At 42.8% G+C, this 17,046-nt stretch carries 16 protein-coding genes; 8 read left to right on the forward strand and 8 right to left on the reverse strand.

Annotated features, from left to right (window positions below; genetic code table 11):
- Nucleotides 1-74: 74 nt before the first annotated feature.
- On the reverse strand, nucleotides 75-506 hold the full coding sequence (locus tag DMB88_RS01820) for a GAF domain-containing protein (protein ID WP_128099966.1): 432 nt from the start codon (nucleotides 504-506) through the stop codon (nucleotides 75-77).
- A gap of 383 nt (nucleotides 507-889) precedes the next feature.
- On the opposite strand from DMB88_RS01820, the gene DMB88_RS01825 reads away from it, so the two are divergent.
- Nucleotides 890-1,669 (forward strand): Crp/Fnr family transcriptional regulator, encoded by a 780-nt coding sequence (locus DMB88_RS01825; protein WP_128099967.1) that lies wholly within the window; start codon nucleotides 890-892, stop codon nucleotides 1,667-1,669.
- A gap of 107 nt (nucleotides 1,670-1,776) precedes the next feature.
- Here DMB88_RS01825 and DMB88_RS01830 read toward each other — a convergent pair whose 3' ends face one another.
- The 5 genes from DMB88_RS01830 to DMB88_RS01845 all read right to left on the reverse strand — a co-directional run bounded on the left by DMB88_RS01830 (nucleotide 1,777) and on the right by DMB88_RS01845 (nucleotide 4,767).
- Complete coding sequence (locus DMB88_RS01830) at nucleotides 1,777-2,295, reverse strand: GNAT family N-acetyltransferase (protein ID WP_128104263.1); 519 nt, start codon at nucleotides 2,293-2,295, stop codon at nucleotides 1,777-1,779.
- Between the two features lie 17 nt (nucleotides 2,296-2,312).
- Entirely contained in the window at nucleotides 2,313-3,185 is an 873-nt protein-coding gene (locus tag DMB88_RS01835; RefSeq protein WP_128099968.1) for a barstar family protein, read from the reverse strand.
- A gap of 170 nt (nucleotides 3,186-3,355) precedes the next feature.
- Complete coding sequence (locus tag DMB88_RS30090) at nucleotides 3,356-3,511, reverse strand: hypothetical protein (protein ID WP_164848578.1); 156 nt, start codon at nucleotides 3,509-3,511, stop codon at nucleotides 3,356-3,358.
- Between the two features lie 276 nt (nucleotides 3,512-3,787).
- A complete protein-coding gene (locus DMB88_RS01840; RefSeq protein ID WP_128099969.1) occupies nucleotides 3,788-4,291 on the reverse strand; it encodes a GNAT family N-acetyltransferase in 504 nt (167 codons plus the stop codon).
- A 68-nt stretch (nucleotides 4,292-4,359) separates the two neighbouring features.
- A complete protein-coding gene (locus tag DMB88_RS01845; RefSeq protein ID WP_128099970.1) occupies nucleotides 4,360-4,767 on the reverse strand; it encodes a GNAT family N-acetyltransferase in 408 nt (135 codons plus the stop codon).
- A gap of 168 nt (nucleotides 4,768-4,935) precedes the next feature.
- Here DMB88_RS01845 and cdaS point away from each other — a divergent pair, with 168 nt between their 5' ends.
- The 4 genes from cdaS (at nucleotide 4,936) to DMB88_RS01865 (ending at nucleotide 9,998) form a co-directional block, all read left to right on the forward strand.
- Complete coding sequence (gene cdaS, locus DMB88_RS01850; RefSeq protein ID WP_128099971.1) at nucleotides 4,936-5,565, forward strand: sporulation-specific diadenylate cyclase CdaS; 630 nt, start codon at nucleotides 4,936-4,938, stop codon at nucleotides 5,563-5,565.
- A gap of 204 nt (nucleotides 5,566-5,769) precedes the next feature.
- Nucleotides 5,770-6,876, forward strand: a complete 1,107-nt coding sequence (locus DMB88_RS01855) for a Glu/Leu/Phe/Val family dehydrogenase (protein ID WP_128099972.1) — start codon at nucleotides 5,770-5,772, stop codon at nucleotides 6,874-6,876.
- Between the two features lie 218 nt (nucleotides 6,877-7,094).
- Nucleotides 7,095-9,164, forward strand: coding sequence for a methyl-accepting chemotaxis protein (locus DMB88_RS01860; RefSeq protein ID WP_128099973.1), 2,070 nt, complete (start codon nucleotides 7,095-7,097; stop codon nucleotides 9,162-9,164).
- Between the two features lie 228 nt (nucleotides 9,165-9,392).
- Nucleotides 9,393-9,998, forward strand: coding sequence for a hypothetical protein (locus DMB88_RS01865; RefSeq protein WP_128099974.1), 606 nt, complete (start codon nucleotides 9,393-9,395; stop codon nucleotides 9,996-9,998).
- A 95-nt stretch (nucleotides 9,999-10,093) separates the two neighbouring features.
- On the opposite strand, the gene DMB88_RS01870 is transcribed toward DMB88_RS01865, so the two are convergent.
- Nucleotides 10,094-11,206 (reverse strand): LLM class flavin-dependent oxidoreductase, encoded by a 1,113-nt coding sequence (locus DMB88_RS01870; RefSeq protein ID WP_128099975.1) that lies wholly within the window; start codon nucleotides 11,204-11,206, stop codon nucleotides 10,094-10,096.
- 262 nt (nucleotides 11,207-11,468) lie between these two features.
- Nucleotides 11,469-12,683, reverse strand: a complete 1,215-nt coding sequence (locus tag DMB88_RS01875; RefSeq protein ID WP_128099976.1) for an MFS transporter — start codon at nucleotides 12,681-12,683, stop codon at nucleotides 11,469-11,471.
- 191 nt (nucleotides 12,684-12,874) lie between these two features.
- On the opposite strand from DMB88_RS01875, the gene DMB88_RS01880 reads away from it, so the two are divergent.
- The 3 genes from DMB88_RS01880 to DMB88_RS01890 all read left to right on the forward strand — a co-directional run bounded on the left by DMB88_RS01880 (nucleotide 12,875) and on the right by DMB88_RS01890 (nucleotide 17,001).
- The gene (locus DMB88_RS01880; RefSeq protein WP_128099977.1) at nucleotides 12,875-13,450 is read left to right on the forward strand and encodes a TetR/AcrR family transcriptional regulator; all 576 of its coding nucleotides are present in this window, start codon (nucleotides 12,875-12,877) and stop codon (nucleotides 13,448-13,450) included.
- 118 nt (nucleotides 13,451-13,568) lie between these two features.
- Nucleotides 13,569-14,954, forward strand: a complete 1,386-nt coding sequence (locus DMB88_RS01885; RefSeq protein ID WP_128099978.1) for a helix-turn-helix domain-containing protein — start codon at nucleotides 13,569-13,571, stop codon at nucleotides 14,952-14,954.
- A gap of 667 nt (nucleotides 14,955-15,621) precedes the next feature.
- Nucleotides 15,622-17,001 (forward strand): metallophosphoesterase family protein, encoded by a 1,380-nt coding sequence (locus DMB88_RS01890; protein ID WP_128099979.1) that lies wholly within the window; start codon nucleotides 15,622-15,624, stop codon nucleotides 16,999-17,001.
- Nucleotides 17,002-17,046 lie beyond the last annotated feature (45 nt).

The following is a 17,046-nucleotide window of genomic DNA, read 5'->3' on the forward strand; positions in this document are numbered from 1 at the left end:
AAATGAATAAATAAAGGCTGTGCTCGACCTTAACAGGTGAAACAAGCCTTTGTGCATAGATTCGATGTCGCAAGTTATCCGTGAATGAGCGATTCTAGCTCACGTGCCAGTTGCTCCACTTCATGGATCATATCTGCTGTAAATGTGCAAGACATTCGGTTACCTACGAGCAATACGGCTTCAGGCAACTTGCCTGACTGGAAGACAGGTACCGCAATAGCACATACGAGCCGTTCAGCAAGCATAAGCGGACACCGCCCGGGTGTATGGTCTGTATTCGATTGTGCATCTGACAGCGTGGTTCGCCCAGTTCGCAGTGCTGTACCGACAAGGTCTTGTCCGGGACGCATTTCCATGCGCTGTACACGTTCGTTGCTGGCACCGGACGTATATTTCCAGCGAAGCAGCGTTCCAGACAAACAGGCGAGACCGCAAAAATCGCTGGATGTGTTGAGGCGCAAGCGGTCGATCATCTCCTGAATGCCAGATGGATGTTCATCATGCATGAGAGACACTTCCTTTTAGGGTCATACCGTAGATTCCGGTCGAATGAATTAACGTTAATCAAATAGACTGAGTCATTAATGATAAGTAGATGTATATGCGTTCCTACGTTCATTTCTATTGTAGACCTTTTCCTTCTCCGTGTAATTCAGGGAAAACCCCTATTTGTTTTCTGGATTTTACTGATCATCCTTGCCCAAGTGCCCTCAGGCCAGACCTACTGCGACATACAATGCAACTCAGACTGTGGGTTTAGTGCCTAGTGTGACTTTTCTCACAGCAAATTCAGGGAATTTATCCGTAAGGTTCAGGTAATCCCCGATAACCTTTATGCTCTTTTCGCGGTAAGATAGATGCATAAGGAAACACGAGGGGGACGATTGGTATGGGTACGGTATTCGTAGAAAGAACAACCCAAGCGACGGAACGAGAACAGACGGAGGGAAGCAAAATGACACAGAGGGAAACTGGCGGAATTCTTTCGTTCGTAACAGCCGAACAATGGGCATCGATTGAAGCTATGATGCAATCCAAGCGGGTGAAGTCGGGGTATAGTCTCTTTCTGGAAGGCGATGAAGCCGGATACCTGTACTACATTCGTTCGGGACGTGTGAAGCTGACAAAATCCACGGAGGATGGCAAAGAGATTATTTTGTCTATTCAACAAAAAGGCGATCTGATCGGAGAATTCGGTGGCATTGGTGGTCAGATGCACAGCTACAGTGCTGAGATGACAGATAAAGGAGAACTCGCGATTATCTCGCTGAGCGAGCTGGAGAGTGTGCTTAGTAAAGATGGCGATCTTGCGCTGAAATTCCTGCAATGGATGGCGCTCGCACAGCGTATTACCCAGTCGAGGTTTCGTGATCTGCTGCTCTATGGTAAAGCAGGTGCGCTGGCATCGACCCTTATCCGAGCTAGTAATTCGTACGGAAAGATGACGCCAGATGGCATTGTTCTGGAGATGAAGCTGAATCATACAGAGCTTGCAGAAATGATTGGCGCGACTCGCGAAAGTGTAACGCGGATGCTGGGTGCTTGGAAAGAGCAGGGTACGCTGGATACACTTGAAGGCAAACTGATTATTCGAGATTTGGCTGCGTTACGCAGTATGTGTGGGTGTCCTACAGTCCCGAGCTGTCCAGCAGAGTTGTGCAGAATGTAATGTAACACAAGAATAACTGTTTATCTTCATTGGCGATTGGGGTCGTTACGGAGAACGGTTGTTGTATGTAGAAAGAGGGTCAGCCTGTTGTGGGCTGACCCTTTCTGCTATGACTTCGCCAGAATGGAATATAGGAAGGAGTCATGATATTTGCCTTTGTAGTACCAGTGTTCTCGCATCAGACCTTCGCGTTCCATGCCGATGTGCAGCATGACCTTCTCTGAAGCGCTATTCTCTGGACGACATTTGGCGAAGATGCGATGTACGCCAAGTGTATTGAAACCAAATTCCAATATCGCACGTGCGGCTTCCGTTGCATAACTTCGGCCTTGATAGCTCGGGTTCAACACATAGCCTAGTTCCGCGTTGGTGTCCATGACATGAATACCAATACCACCAATTAGTGTACCTTCTTGTTTCAGACATATGGCTAGTTCATAGCCTTCTCGTGGCTCTATTTGTTGTAGCTCAATCACATACTTCACATAACTTTGAGTATCTTCTTCTGTATTCGGTCCCCATGCCGTATGTGTGGTAACCTCGGGTAGCGAAGTATATGTATGAATGTGCTCCCAATCTGAATCTACAATCTCACGAATAATTAATCGTTCTGTTTCTAGTTGCATCATGTCACCATCCTTAACTATTGTAAAATAACCGTGATTCCTTGGTGCTCCAAATTTTCAATAATCGCCTCATATAATGGTCTATTCCCTATTTCCACCTCAAAATCCTCTTCTCCTAAACGTTCGTTCTCTGCCCGCATCCAGTCAATCTCCCGATGCCATGCGTTAATATCCAGATATGATCTGGCGACTCGATGATTAGCCCACTTTAGGGTAAAAGGGGTGATTGCTCCGAATCCACCATAAGTACAATCGATGAACGAGTTGAAATCCGATCCATAATAGCCACCTGGTCCATTCATGGCTTCACCTAGTGCACAGAAAAAGGAAGCGTAACTAGTAACATACGTACCGTCCATCTGAAATGTTTTTGTCTGATCTTCTTTTATGTCGTTAGTTTCCTCAACGATTTCTGTTGCTATATTCATATTGTTATGGCTCTTCACCACACTTAGCCATGCTCTTCTTCCATTCTCATCGTAGGTAGCCCACTGGTTAAGCGCTGAAGGGAGCGATGTTCTCCATTGATCCCAGATCTGAAGTTCTTGCGCTGAGATCAGACGATGGATGGATACGTTCAACTTGAGATCTGAAACCAGGGTAGGAAAACCGAGTTTATGATACTTTATTGTGTCATGAATGAAGAAACCATAGTAGCCTATCGTGTGGTCATCTTTATTCAACATTCCGACATAGGCATATCTTGATAGGGGTTCTTTTTTTTGCAAAATGTACTGTTGGAACTCATACGAAAATACGAAATGCTTCAATATAATTTGGTGGTAACCCTCTTCGAGGTTGATCACTGTACCATCTAGGCCGACGATATCTGTACAATGTCCTATGATCAGATCGGTTGAATCATCTAGAAGCACGAATGGAAAAGTCATGATCGTATAACCTCCTTAACTGGTATGAATACATTCTGCGTATACAGTTTATGATGGGAATGGTTTACAACCCAAGCATATCACAATACGATAAGACACAAAAAAAGCCCCTGACTGATTCTATACGAATCGGTCAGGAGCTATATTGAGCATAACTGTTGCATTCTAATCTATTGTGGCTGTTTACATTCCACTGCTGGATAAGCTGCTGATAGCTTACGGATGATTTCCTTTTGCCATTTCACATCACCAATGTTCATTGCCAGGTTTAGAAGATCCAGATAATCATCAAGCTGCAGTGTCGTTTTTTGCTGAGTCGTATCCATTCGATGTTCGTTCCCCTTTATCTATATGATCGTTAATTCATGTACAGTAAACAGAAGAGAGACAAGTTCAAGAATGATAATCATTATCAAACGTATAATATCATTATGCATGGGTTGAAGGTAAAATGCAATGGCAAGTGCCTTGGTTTTTAGTTTTTTTGATAAAAATATGAGCTACAACGCCCTTCGTATCCGTCTATCAACGAAAAACAGCAACCGGAGATTCACGGCTGCTGTTGCGATTTTTTCATGGTACCGGTGTACTTCCTGTTTTGTTTATCGAGCTGATTCTTGTCCAATGATTTTTTGATAACTTGCGATATCCAGTCTGCGGCCAAATTTATAACCTACTTCTTTGAAGTGGGCACATTTCTCATACCCTAGACGCTCGAACAATCGGATACTCCGTTCATTCTCTGTGCATATCGTTGCTACAAGTACATGGAAACCTAATGTTTTTGCTTGTAATTCAAGTGCCGATAAGGCTTTTGTACCAATCCCACTTCCAACATTGTCAGGATCTATGTAGATCGTTACTTCTGCAGTACTATCATAAGCCTGTTTGTTTTTGTGTTGAGTAAGCAACGCATAGCCTATGATCACATCCTGTTCTTCAATAACATAGGTTTGGTAGCGAGGGTGGCCATTCATTACATTTCTGCGCATCTCATCCAAAGTTAGTTCTTCCGTGTGAAAGGAAACGGTCGTATGGGTTACATAATAATTATAAATGGCTTGTAGTTGTGCCAAGTGTTGTTCTGAAACGTCTATTAGCTGCATCTCTCCGAACGCTCCTTCTATACCATGATTGAATAGTTGCATCTTATCATAACGTAGAGAGTTTACAGCTATATATTTTTGGTCATTAAAATTTCCAAAGGCTCGCCTTCAAGCAATAAACCTCCCGCATCACGATACCCTAACTTTCGATACAGATGCTGAGCACCTTCATTGGCTAGAGTAGAGGTCATGACCAGTTCAAACCCGAGGTTCTTCATCTCATTTTCCCAGAAAAGAATGGCTTGCTTCCCGAATCCTCTGTTGCGATAGGGTTCATCAATCCAGATCATGTTCATAAAAGGGGTATTGTCCCAGAAATAGCTGTGTCTCATCCAGCCAATGAGCTGATCCTCTTCATTTTGCAGCATATAAATCTCATTGCTTCTGATCTTGGGCAAAATGAAGCTGTCTACGATATGACGGTCATGTTCTCGAATATATTCATAGTGCAATGCAGTTGCTGCAATAATTCTCATTCTACGTCCTCCACGAGATAATGATCTAATGTAAATATTATACATGCGTTCATCTACATGAGGAAGCAAAGATGTTGTTATACATAGAATAAAGTGAATAGATTACCTATGTTACGGGAACTGTATAGGGTAATTATGTAGAAGATGCAGATGAGGAGGCAGCGATCTATGAACCAGCGGCAAGCAGACTGTGACAGTTCTTCGATGAGACAAATGTTAAAGGCGGATCTTCATCGTGTGGCGGAACGCATGAATGTAACATTATCCCGTTTTGACAATGATCATGCTTGCTTGCTGGGACAATTCGCTGAGATTCGAGCCGAGATCAAACAGATCGAGGTGTTAGCCTCTTCATTTTACCTGGATTGTTACCTGTCTCCGTTCACTGAAAAGTTTGCCGAGCTCTCAGCCAGCGTGCAGCATCTATCTGATCGAAGATACGGAGCACTCATTGTAATTGAACGTGAAACTTCACTGGATTCCATCATTCATTCGGGAGTCGCTGTAGATGCGAGAATAACGCATGCCTTATTGGAGTCGATCTTTATACCTGGTGCACCATTACATGATGGGGCTGTGCTGATTCGGGGCAACCAGATTGTATCCGCAGGAAATGTATTACCGTTGTCACAGGTTGAAGTGCATGAGCGTAAAATGGGAACTCGCCACCGGGCAGCTATAGGGCTTAGTGAGCTCACAGACGCTGTGGTACTTGTTGTCTCAGAGGAGACAGGGCAAGCATCCTTTGCAATCGGTGGGGATTTGCATCCGATTAACGTCATTGAAGTCCTTTCCTGACTTTCCCGACGAACAGCGAGAATCTAAAATCATGCACACCTTTTTCCCTGTTCAGGAGAGAAAGGTTTTTTAATGAGAGGCTAATGCCTTACATCGTGATGTGATTTTGCACAAACTTCGTATTCATATGTACAATAGAGAGTGGTCAACAGACAGATCTATAGCGATTCAGGTCGCTAAATTGGTTAGAGGAGCGTTATAAATATGAATTGGTTTGAAGCAATGGAGCATCACGATTATGAGCAATTGGTTCTGTGCCAAGATAAAGCCTCCGGGCTAAAGGCCATTATTGCAATACACGATACGACACTTGGACCTGCACTGGGCGGCACACGGATGTGGACATATGCATCAGAAGATGCAGCCATTGAAGATGCCCTGCGACTCGCAAGAGGGATGACATATAAGAACGCAATATCAGGTCTAAATCTGGGTGGTGGCAAAGCGGTCATTATCGGCGATCCACGGCGTGATAAGAATGAAGCGATGTTTCGAGCATTCGGAAGATATATTCAAGGGTTGAATGGACGTTACGTTACCGCAGAAGATGTGGGGACAACCGAGGAAGATATGAACCTTATCTACCAAGAAACAGATTATGTTACGGGCATTTCTCCAAGCTATGGTTCGTCAGGCAATCCATCTCCTGCAACGGCGTGGGGCGTATATCGGGGGATTAAAGCAGCAGCAAAGGAAGCATTCGGCACTGATCTTCTGGAAGGCAAAACGATTGCTGTCCAAGGTGTAGGGAATGTAGCCATGCACTTATGCCAATATTTGAACGAGGAAGGCGCACATCTGATTGTGACGGATATTCATAAGGATTCGGTAAAACAAGCCGTGGACCGTTTCGACGCTAAGGCTGTCGACCCAGCAGACATCACTGGAGTAGAGTGTGATATCTATGCCCCATGTGCATTAGGTGGCACAATTAATGATGACACCTTGAAAGTGCTCAAGGCTAAAGTGGTGGCAGGCTGTGCCAACAATCAGTTACTTGAGCCGAGACATGGTGATCAGTTACACCAGATGGGCATTGTATACGCACCGGACTACGTCATTAATGCGGGTGGTGTGATCAACATTGCCGATGAATTAAATGGATACAATGCGGAACGGGCATACAGTAAGGTGAGCCAGATCTACAACACGCTGGAGAGCATCTTTGCCTCGTCCCGTTCGGAAGGTATCCCGACATATGTAGCAGCCGATCGTCTTGCTGAACGCCGAATTGAGATGATGAAGAACACACGCAGTACGTTTCTGCAAAATGGACACAACGCGTTAAGTTCCCGCAGATTGCGTGGATAATACACAGTAAGTAACATGATAAGGACTCATTAAACTGTCTGATACCGGGAAACCCTCCTTCACATGAATCAATGTGGAGGAGGGTGGCTCGTGCATATGGACAGTTTTTTGATTTCTTTTACGACAGATAGTAGACATGCACATCAAATTCCCACTCCAATATACCGATAATGAATGTACATCGTTCAGATGGTTCATGAAAGTGGGGGAAATCGTAAATGGGGAAGAAGAAACAAGGCTTGTCTTATCGAATTAGAAATATCTCGCTGAAGGTTAAGCTACCGATCATGTTAAGTTTCTTAGTGGTCTTGGTGCTTTTGGGAACAACCACAGCAACGTATTTCGTCTCATCCAAACTTTTGGTTATGAAGAGTGAGGGAGAAATTAACGGAATGGCCGACCGCCTTGGGGAAGGGTTGTGGACGGCCGTACAGCTTCAACAGCAGATGAGTCATGCAATTTCCGTACATAATACGTTCAAAGAGCTGCTGGAGCTGCGGAACACGAACAGTATGACGGATGAAGAATTTTTCTCGGATGCTAATCCGTATTTTAACAAAGCTAATACGATTCTAACGAACAGTGTATCGGATACCGAAGAAGCAAGACCTAATCTGTACTTGCTGGATCAGAAGGGGATCATGGTGGCTGCAACCCAGACAGATGTCATTGGTCAGCCCCGAGATGATCGGGAATATTTTCAGAAATCCATTACGGGTGAATCGTTCATCAGTGATGCGATAGTGTCCAAGCAAAGCAAACAATTGGTGATCATCTTCTCAGAGCCGGTCAAAGATGATGAAGGCAATACCATTGGTGTGCTTGCTATGACCATGGACACCAGCTTTTTCCTAGGACAACTGGGTGATATCAAAATTAATGGCGAAGGCAAGATTGAAGTGCTCAGCCGCAGTGGCACAATCATGTACGATTCACTCGATCAGACCTTGATAGGAGAATCGCTTGCAGAAGATCAGAATGTGCAGGCACTTCTTCAAGAAAAGGCGACGGACGAAGTGAAGATTACGACAGCGACAATCGATAATACGTATTATCGTGTCAACCAGATCCCCGGTGCGGATCTTCTCGTTATTGTTATTGATAGCTATGACGATATTAAACGCCCGGTGCAAGATATGCTTCAGCAGATGTTATGGCTTACGTTGCTTGCCATTGTGATAGCCATCGGAGTGGGCATGTTAATCTCTCGCAATATTACGAAGCCGATTATCAGACTTACAGGTTTGTTCAAACAGCTTGCCCAGGGGAATCTGACGGTGAAGGCAGAGGGCAGGTACCACAGCGAGTTCAAAGATCTTGCAGATAGTTTCAATAGCATGGCTGAACAGAACAAGAACCTGATTACGAATATGGGAAAATCTATTACGGTTCTACAAACGAGTACAGAGGAGCTAGAGGATACCTCCAAGCAAACTACACGATCCATTGATGAGACATCCGCTACACTGATGGGAATAGCACAAGCGATGGAGGCTCAGTCGGAAGATACCGAGCAGATCGTAGGGAAATTCAACAGCTTCGGCGATAAAGTGACTGCTATGAATGGTAGTGCACAGGATGTGAAGTCGAGAGCGGATGAGATTGAAAGTGTATTCCATAATGGAAGCGAAGTCGTGAATGAACTGATGCGGATCAATGAGATGAATGAACGGGAAGTAGAGAAAATCTCTGAGATTACGGTCAAGCTTCAGAACAGCTCAGGCAGTATCAGCCATATTACAGAAGCGATTAGCCAGATCGCCAAACAGACCAACCTGCTCGCATTGAACGCCTCTATTGAAGCTTCTCGGGCTGGAGAGCATGGTAGAGGATTTGCGGTTGTAGCAGAGGAAATCCGTAATTTGGCAGAGCAGAGTTCTAGACAGTCGAAAGAAATATCGAGCATTATTACACAGAATCTGGCTGATGTAGCTGAGAACAATCAAAGTGTTGCGGAGATCCATACGATCTCGTCCAGACAGGATGAGCTGGTTATTCAGACTCGTCAGGCATTTGACGTGATTCTGGAGAAGGTGACGGAGATTAACCATCAGATCGCTTCGATGGCAGGACAGATGCAGGAGATGATACAGAACAAAGACGATGTGCTGGAGTCAGCGCATAGCCTGTCGGCATCAGGGGAGCAGGTATCTGCTTCGGTTCAAGAAGTCACAGCAACAATGATGGAGCAAGCGGCAACCGTGCAACAGTTGGCGAATATGGTGGATACCATTGATCAGTTAACACGTGATTTGGCTGATGCTGCTGGTAAGTTCAAGGTTGAGTAAGTAACGGAAGTAAAAGCTAAAGCGTTAAAAGAAGAGCATTATGATACACAAATGAACTCCAAGAAGTCCCTTGTGCCAACAAAGATGGCAGATCAAGGGGCTTTTTTGGATAAATACATTAATAAATGGTATATAATTGGAATATTAATCTAAAAAGTAGTATAATGTTTATATATAAAAATTGTAAATATGGGTGATTACGGTTATCTATACAGAAGGAGGTCTGAGATGAGACGACATTGGATGTGGCTGATGCTTACAGTTCTTATCACGAGTGTGTTAATGGTGGGATGTACGTCATCTGCAACGACTGAACCGAGTACAGAATCAGCAAAAGAAACGATAACAACACCTACCGAAGTGGATATTGAGGTTCCAAAGGCTACGGATCAGGATGAGCAGGCTGCGCTACAGACAGCGAAAGACTATAAGACTACTGAATTTGAAGTCAATGAAAATGATGAGAAAAGCGCAACGACGATGGAATCTGCCCTAGCCAGGGGAGAACTGATCAAGCCGTTCCTGACCGAAAAGTACTTCGAAAAACAGATGGCTGATCGCAATATCGTTTTGCCTCTTATGGTGGCTTATAAAGAACAGGTGAAGCTGCGTGGAGAAAATATGAATTTCACGTTGAAGGAAAATAGAGGCGATTCTCTTCTCGTATCATACACGCTGGATCTTATTTTCATAGATGAACAGGATAAAGAAGTGCGCAAAATACCGCTCGAAGGCGAGCTAACTTTCCTGTTTGAGAACAAGCAGTGGCTCATTGTAGACGATACCTACAACATCAGGGAGCTTCAGGAATTGGTCTATGATTATGGTAAATAATTGATGAGAAGAGATTCAGAAGATAAGGCGGGGGGCGATTCGGATGAATCGCCTTATTTACGTTGAACAAGAATGGCTTTCGAAGTAGAGGAGGATTAGACCTGAAAGATCGGGGAGATGGCAGGGGGTGCCGATTGAGTAGGTGTGGCGGGTTGCTGAGTTAAGATCGGGGCATTGTCCCAAACGGAGCTGGGCAATTCACGTCGTAATACGGGGGCAACCTCTTGGGAGAATCGCTCTAACTGCTCCAGTTGCTCGCTATGGCTGAGTCCATCGACACTAATACTGAGCACCTGATGTCCGTAGGCTGCGTGATAATTCACAATTTTCTCAATAACCTGATCGGGACTACCAATCAAGACAGGACCATTCGCGATGTTATCCTCCAGATCCTTGAAGGGAGACTGGTTATGCTGCGCAGAAGCAGTAGCATGGAATGCATTGTAATAGGGTTTGTATCTGCGAATGGCTTCTTCTCGCGAATCGGCGAGGTACAAGCTGCCAGCTCCAGATCCAATCACGGCTCGTTGGGCATCATGACCATAATGATCGAGGCGTTCTCGATAATGATCAATGAGCGCTTTGTATTTCGCCTGAGGGTGGAACGAGTTAGAGGTGAATAGCGGCTCACCGTACTGCGCTGCCAGCTCAGTGGATAACGTGCTCGATGCGCTACCATGCCAGATCGGAATGGCTTGCTGTAGTGGTCGGGGTTGAGTGGTTACTCTGTCTAGTGGCGGGCGGTATGTGCCTTCCCAGGTCACATCCTCCTCTGTCCATAGGCGCTTGAGCAGACGATAGCGTTCACCCAATGAATCCCACTGCTCTTCTTCTGTGATGCCAAACAGCGGGTAATGCCGTGGATCATTGCCTTTCCCGATAATCATCTCCAGTCTGCCGCCGGATAACTGATCCAGTGTGGCATAGTCCTCCGCAACACGCACAGGATCAAGTACACTGAGTACCGTAACGGTCGTTAATAGACGGATGCGTGATGTAGCCGCGGCAACTGCCGTCAACACGACAGGTGGAGATGAGGAGAGGAAAGGTGCGCCATGTCGCTCGCCAATTCCGTATGCATCGAATCCCAGACGTTCTGCCAACTTGGCTTGCTCCAGAATATTCTGGAATTTCTGCTGTGCCGTAAACGCTTCTCCAGTGATGGCATTGGGCAGATTCATCATGAGGCTAAATAACGCAAATTTCATCTGACCCTCTCCTTGAGTGAAGTAAGAAACGATTGTATTATTGCTTAATCCAATCTGAATAGTATGATATGTAAGTTGATATAACTGTACCATGTTGTCCGTCTTTCTTCTAATGGATTTTTTCTATAAGCAAATTTTCGCTGAGGTGTATCATTTACGATCATGCTTTTTATGTTGCTAAAATGAGTCTAAATAAACGAGCCGTTCATCATTATGGCGATGAACGGCTCGTTTCGTGTGCCCATAGAGAGGCAGTGAGTCATTAATCTTGAATGTGGCGTGTGTTCTTTTCCGTAAAATAGTACAGGAAAGCGAGAAGTGGCATAGCGATTCCAATGATGGATGTTAGCGCCCAGCCCCCATAGGCATAAGACCAACTTCCGATGGATGAACCAGCAGCCCCGCCGATAAAAAAGATCGACATGAAGATCCCGTTGATTCGTCCTCTCGCTTCATTCCCTAAAGAATAAATGACGCGTTGCCCAAGCACGAGGTTGCCAGATACGGCCATATCTAAGGTGATAGCTGCAATGAGCAATACAATCAGAGCTGTTGTGGAGTTGCTTTGGAATAGATAAGTTACCGCAAATGACAGTAATGCAATCACCATTGCAGTACCCGTAAGGATCCGCGTTAACCCACGATCGGCCAGTCTCCCCGCAATTGGTGCTGCAATCGCACCGCCCACACCGGCTAATGCAAACCAGGCGATACCTTGCTGTGACATATTGAAGTCATTGGCAAGCCGCATAGGGACTGTCGTCCAAAACAAGCTGAATGCACCAAACAGACTAGCTTGGTACAGTGCCCGGCGACGTAATGGAGGGAGTTTTTTCAACAAAGTACCTAGAGAAATGATGAGTTGTCCGTAACTTAAATTAGGCTTCGGCTGACGTACAGGGAGAGTGCGGGACAGAAGGATGGTCAATAGCGCAATCATGATGGCGGAGAAGATAAATACGGCTTGCCAGCCCCAGATGCTCGTAATAAAGCTTGCTACAGGGCGAGCGAGCATGATGCCGAGCAGAAGACCGCTCATGACGTTACCCACGACGCGTCCACGTTGCTCTTCGGAGGTCAGATAAGTGGCGTACGGGACTAGAATTTGAGCTACGACAGATCCTACGCCAATGAATAGCGATACCATTAGGAATAGACCAGCTTGAGGGGCGAATGCGGCAATGATCAGAGCTAGAACCAATACGATTAAGGAAAGTGTGGTTAAACGTCGATTCTCAATAATGTCGCTGAGCGGAACGATAAATAACAATCCAATTACGTATCCCAACTGGGTTAAGGTGACAATTAGCCCGGAAGCGGCAGAAGATAATCCGGTTGTCATGCTGATCGGACCTACTACGGTCTGAGCATAATAGAGATTGGCTACGATTAAACCACACGCGGAAGCAAGAAGCAGCACAATCCAGGGCGAGAGCTGAGATTGAGCTGAGGTTGTTGAAGCTTGTTTGGTTGGCATGTTTATCATCCTCCGGTATTAAGATGTTGGAATCAGTTTGTATCAGCATAGTGCAATAACTAATTAGTGAACGATTCGTACACTTATTGTTGATAAATATATACTAAACGTTTAGTATTGTAAATAGGCGTTTTTCAATGAACTATGATTTTAGTATGATATATCTAGAGTGCACCAAGGAGGAGACTAATATGACTGGCAAGAGAGGGCGGCCTCGTAATGTTGAAACACAAAATGCAATTTTGACGGCGGCATATGAACTGCTTTTGGAGCACGGATTTGCAGCGGTTACGATTGAAAAAATTGCAGAGCGAGCACAGGTTAGTAAAGCAACGATATATAAGTGGTGGCCTAATAAAGGTGCGGTCATTATGGATGGGTACATGCATGAGGCGACGGCGAGGCTACCTGTACCTGATACAGGTTCTGTATTTGAAGATATACAGCTACACGCGTCGAATTTGGCTCGGTTTCTGACCAGCCGTGAGGGAAAAGTCATTACGGAGATTATTGGTGAAGGCCAGTCCGATCCAGGACTTGCGGTGGAATACCAAACTCGTTACATTCAGCCAAGACGACGCGAGGCATGGGGGATTATTGAAAAAGGTGTGGAGCGCGGAGATCTGAAGCCAGACTGTGACATTGCGTTATGTATCGACCTGGTATATGGCTCTATCTTCTACCGAATGTTAGTTTCGGGTGAGCCGATGGAGGATGGTTACGTTAATCGTGTAGTAACTTCATTATTCGACGGCATAAGAAAATAAGTTGACATGGATATCGAATTGCCACGGTTTTTATTGACCGATGTAAAAATAAGGATTAAAATTGTGTATATCATATAAATTCAAATTTTTGGATTTATTATTGTGGAGGTGGGAGGTATTGGAACCTACAACTACGATACGATCCTATATTGAGGATCACATCAGGAAACAGGGGTATACGCTGCAGTATTTTGCCGATTTATCTGGTGTAAATGCTGGAACACTTAGTGCAATAATCAAAGGCACAAGACCCATCGCGATGGCTCAACTGGATCTCATTACGCAAGGCATGAATCTAGAGCCAGGTCACTTCTATGAACTGTATGGAGCAGAATGCTTCGTCGAATCTTCCCCACACTGGAGAAGACTGGAGCCATTCTTGCAACGCTGTGCCGAATTGGACAAGCTGGATTGCATTCATAGAGTGATACAGCAGGTTACGGATGATCGGTCGTATATATCGGAACTGTTTGAGATGGCTGAGGGCATGTTCGAGCGAGGGCAGAAGCAAGCTGCACTGATGTTATATGAATGTGTGGCTGAATGTGAGAAATACCAGCACTCGGAACGACTTGCACTATGTCATTATCGTATTTTCACCCTCTCGCTGAGTCAGGATCAGAATCAAAACCTGAGAGCTGCCGTGCTGTTCGAACCGTATATTAATCGGCTGGATGAGGAGCGACAACTTGACGCCATTAAGGATCTGGCGAATACATATTCTGCGCTCCGATATTGGGAAAAGTTATTTTTACACGCCGAAGAATTGGAACGTAAGACAGAATTCCTGCAATCGTATAAAAAGAAAAGTGAAGACAAATTCAACCGTATAACAGTGTATCCATTATTTGTATACAAGGCGTATTCTAATCTACTAAAGGCAACCGCTTCCGAGAGAATGGGTAAGTACGAAGAGGCTTTACGGTATACCAAGTCCTTTGCTGAGACCGTGAAGGATGTAGAACCTGATGACGAAGCGCTTGAATATATTCATAAATTTAAAAGTTGGGAAGAGGCGAACACTTATCTTTATCGGTTACTAATGGGGGATCAGAGTGTATTGCCAACCTATGTTGAATTTATTGAGGAAAACCAAGCAGAGTTGTTGCCTGCATTAGTTAGCATTATGGAGGCGGCCAACAAATATGGCATGAATATTGATCATATTCTTCTAAAATTTGATTTTCAAATCAACTCGGTTGAAATGCTAACGCAAGGATACAGCAAACAGGTTAAATCCGACCTTTATACAACCTTTTTGGTTGAATTAGCGATATATCATCTTACACGTGGTAGGCATGAAAAAGGTTTGAGGCAAATAATGAATTGTCTCAAGTCTGCTATCGAAATAAATAATCAATCAGATATTATTCATTGTGTAGCTCTATATGAGAAATACAGAAATAAAGCAACAGATGAAATTCAGAATCAATACAAATCCTTATTAATGGAGGTTCAGAATAGTTATGAAAAAAAAGACTATCCTTTATATAATCTTGCTTAGTTTTATTATCATCAACGGCAGTTTGTTTTCAACCGTTGATACAGTACACACCTACACGACCGCATTTATTCATGGGACAGGTGATTTGTAATCGGTAGGTGATGCAATAAATAGCCAAATAAAATTTAATGAAATAGTGTAGTCTTTTCGAGGACTGCACTATTTATTATGTATGAATCCTGTGCACTAAAGTAAGGACAATGTTTTATGACAATAGTTGTTGTTCTAAACAGATTAAATAAGAGATGTCTAAACAAGAAAAGTAGATATGCCCAGCATTTATTTTATGATATTATCATCTTAACGTTTATTAACCTGACATATAAATAATTAGTATAGTATTTTCAGTCAAAGTATTTGATATCTCGTTGAATGTTTAAGTTAAGAAAAAGCTACTTGATATTAGCCATAATGCAAATTATACAGAATATTAATGTTAATTGTGAGAGTCTCTACAGAGTATAAGCTATTTATCCTGATTTAGAGATTTGGGATATATAATTTTGGGAAGGAGGTACAATTATTTGTTCAAGTTTCGCATAACCACGTATTTTGAATATACTGCCCCAGACTAGTTAAAAATGGTTTGAAAATTTAAGTTTTGTTTTTAAATCTGTAATTCCTGGCGATATTGCAAATATATAATTTATTACATAGGGGATATATTATGTTACTATCAATAGTTCATTTAACAGATATACACTTTTCAATTAATCAGACTAATAGTGTGTTGGAAAAGAAGAGTCAACTAATTAAAGCTATTATTTCAGAGTTAAGGGGTTCTAAGTACGCAGTTTTAATAGTATCAGGAGATATAGCGAACTTTGGTATAGAAGAAGAGTATGGAGAGTATGCTCTCCCTTTTTTTATAGAATTAAGAGAATCCATAGTTAAAGAAATTGATAAAATAGTAGTTGAATACTTATTTGTTCCAGGAAATCATGATTGCGATTTTTCAGAGAAAGAGAAAATGGAGGTCAGGGACACCCTAATAAATTCTATTCTACAAAATAATACCTTAGCTAATAAGAGTGCTTACATTGAGCAAATTAAAACACAAAGTAATTATGAAGCAATAAAAGAAATTTTTCATGATCAGTGGATAAGTATCAGTTATATAAACAGTAATCAAATTTTTGAGAAAGTTAGTTTAACTGTTAACGATATCAAAATTGCTTTTAATTTGTTTAATTCTGCTTGGATTTCTACAATAAATGAAAAACCAGGACATATGTATTACCCGGTATCACTGATTGAACAACAAGTTTCTTCGAAGTTAGGTGATATTAACTTTTCTGTACTGCATCACCCTACACACTGGTTAACGCCTGACAACAAAAGAGAGATGGATAACTTACTAACAAAAGTCTCCGATTTTATTTTAACAGGTCATGAGCATGTTTCTTCTAAAATTATTGCCACAGACTGGTCAAATAGAGCTATACATCATATTGAGGGAACTGCACTTCAGGAACTAGGTCAGCCTAATGTAAGTGGATTTAATATGATTCATTTTGATTTGAAGGAAATGGAGTTTTGTGTAAATAGCTATGTCTGGAATTCTAACTATTATAGCCCTTCAAAAGAAACTTTAATATGGGAAAAATGGGCAAAAAATACAACTGCGAAAGCTTATGACCATGCGTTGAGACTAAATGATAGTTTTGAAGATTTCATTAATGATATTAATGTTCAAGTTACTCACCCTAGAGTGAATGAGTTGCGTTTGAGTGACATATATATTTATCCCAATATTGAAGAAATAATGTATGATGATGATGCAAATATTTCAACTCGTATGTCAATAAATGAAATATCAGATGTTATCAAATCAGAAAAGAATTCACATCTATTTATAACTGGAGAAAAAGACTCAGGAAAGACAGCTCTCGGGAAAATGCTATTTCAGTATTTTCATAATGATAAATACTTCCCTCTTTATATTGAGGGGAGTTTTCTAAACAGGCTCTATACTAATAATATTAATAAATTGATTCAAGAATCTGCAAAAAAATATATTCTGATGAAAATATTTATATTCAATTAGAGAAGTCGAAAAGAGTACTTATTATAGATAATTGGAATAAAACTA

The organism is Paenibacillus sp. DCT19, assembly GCF_003268635.1.
In the GTDB taxonomy this organism is placed as follows: Bacteria; Bacillota; Bacilli; order Paenibacillales; family Paenibacillaceae; genus Paenibacillus.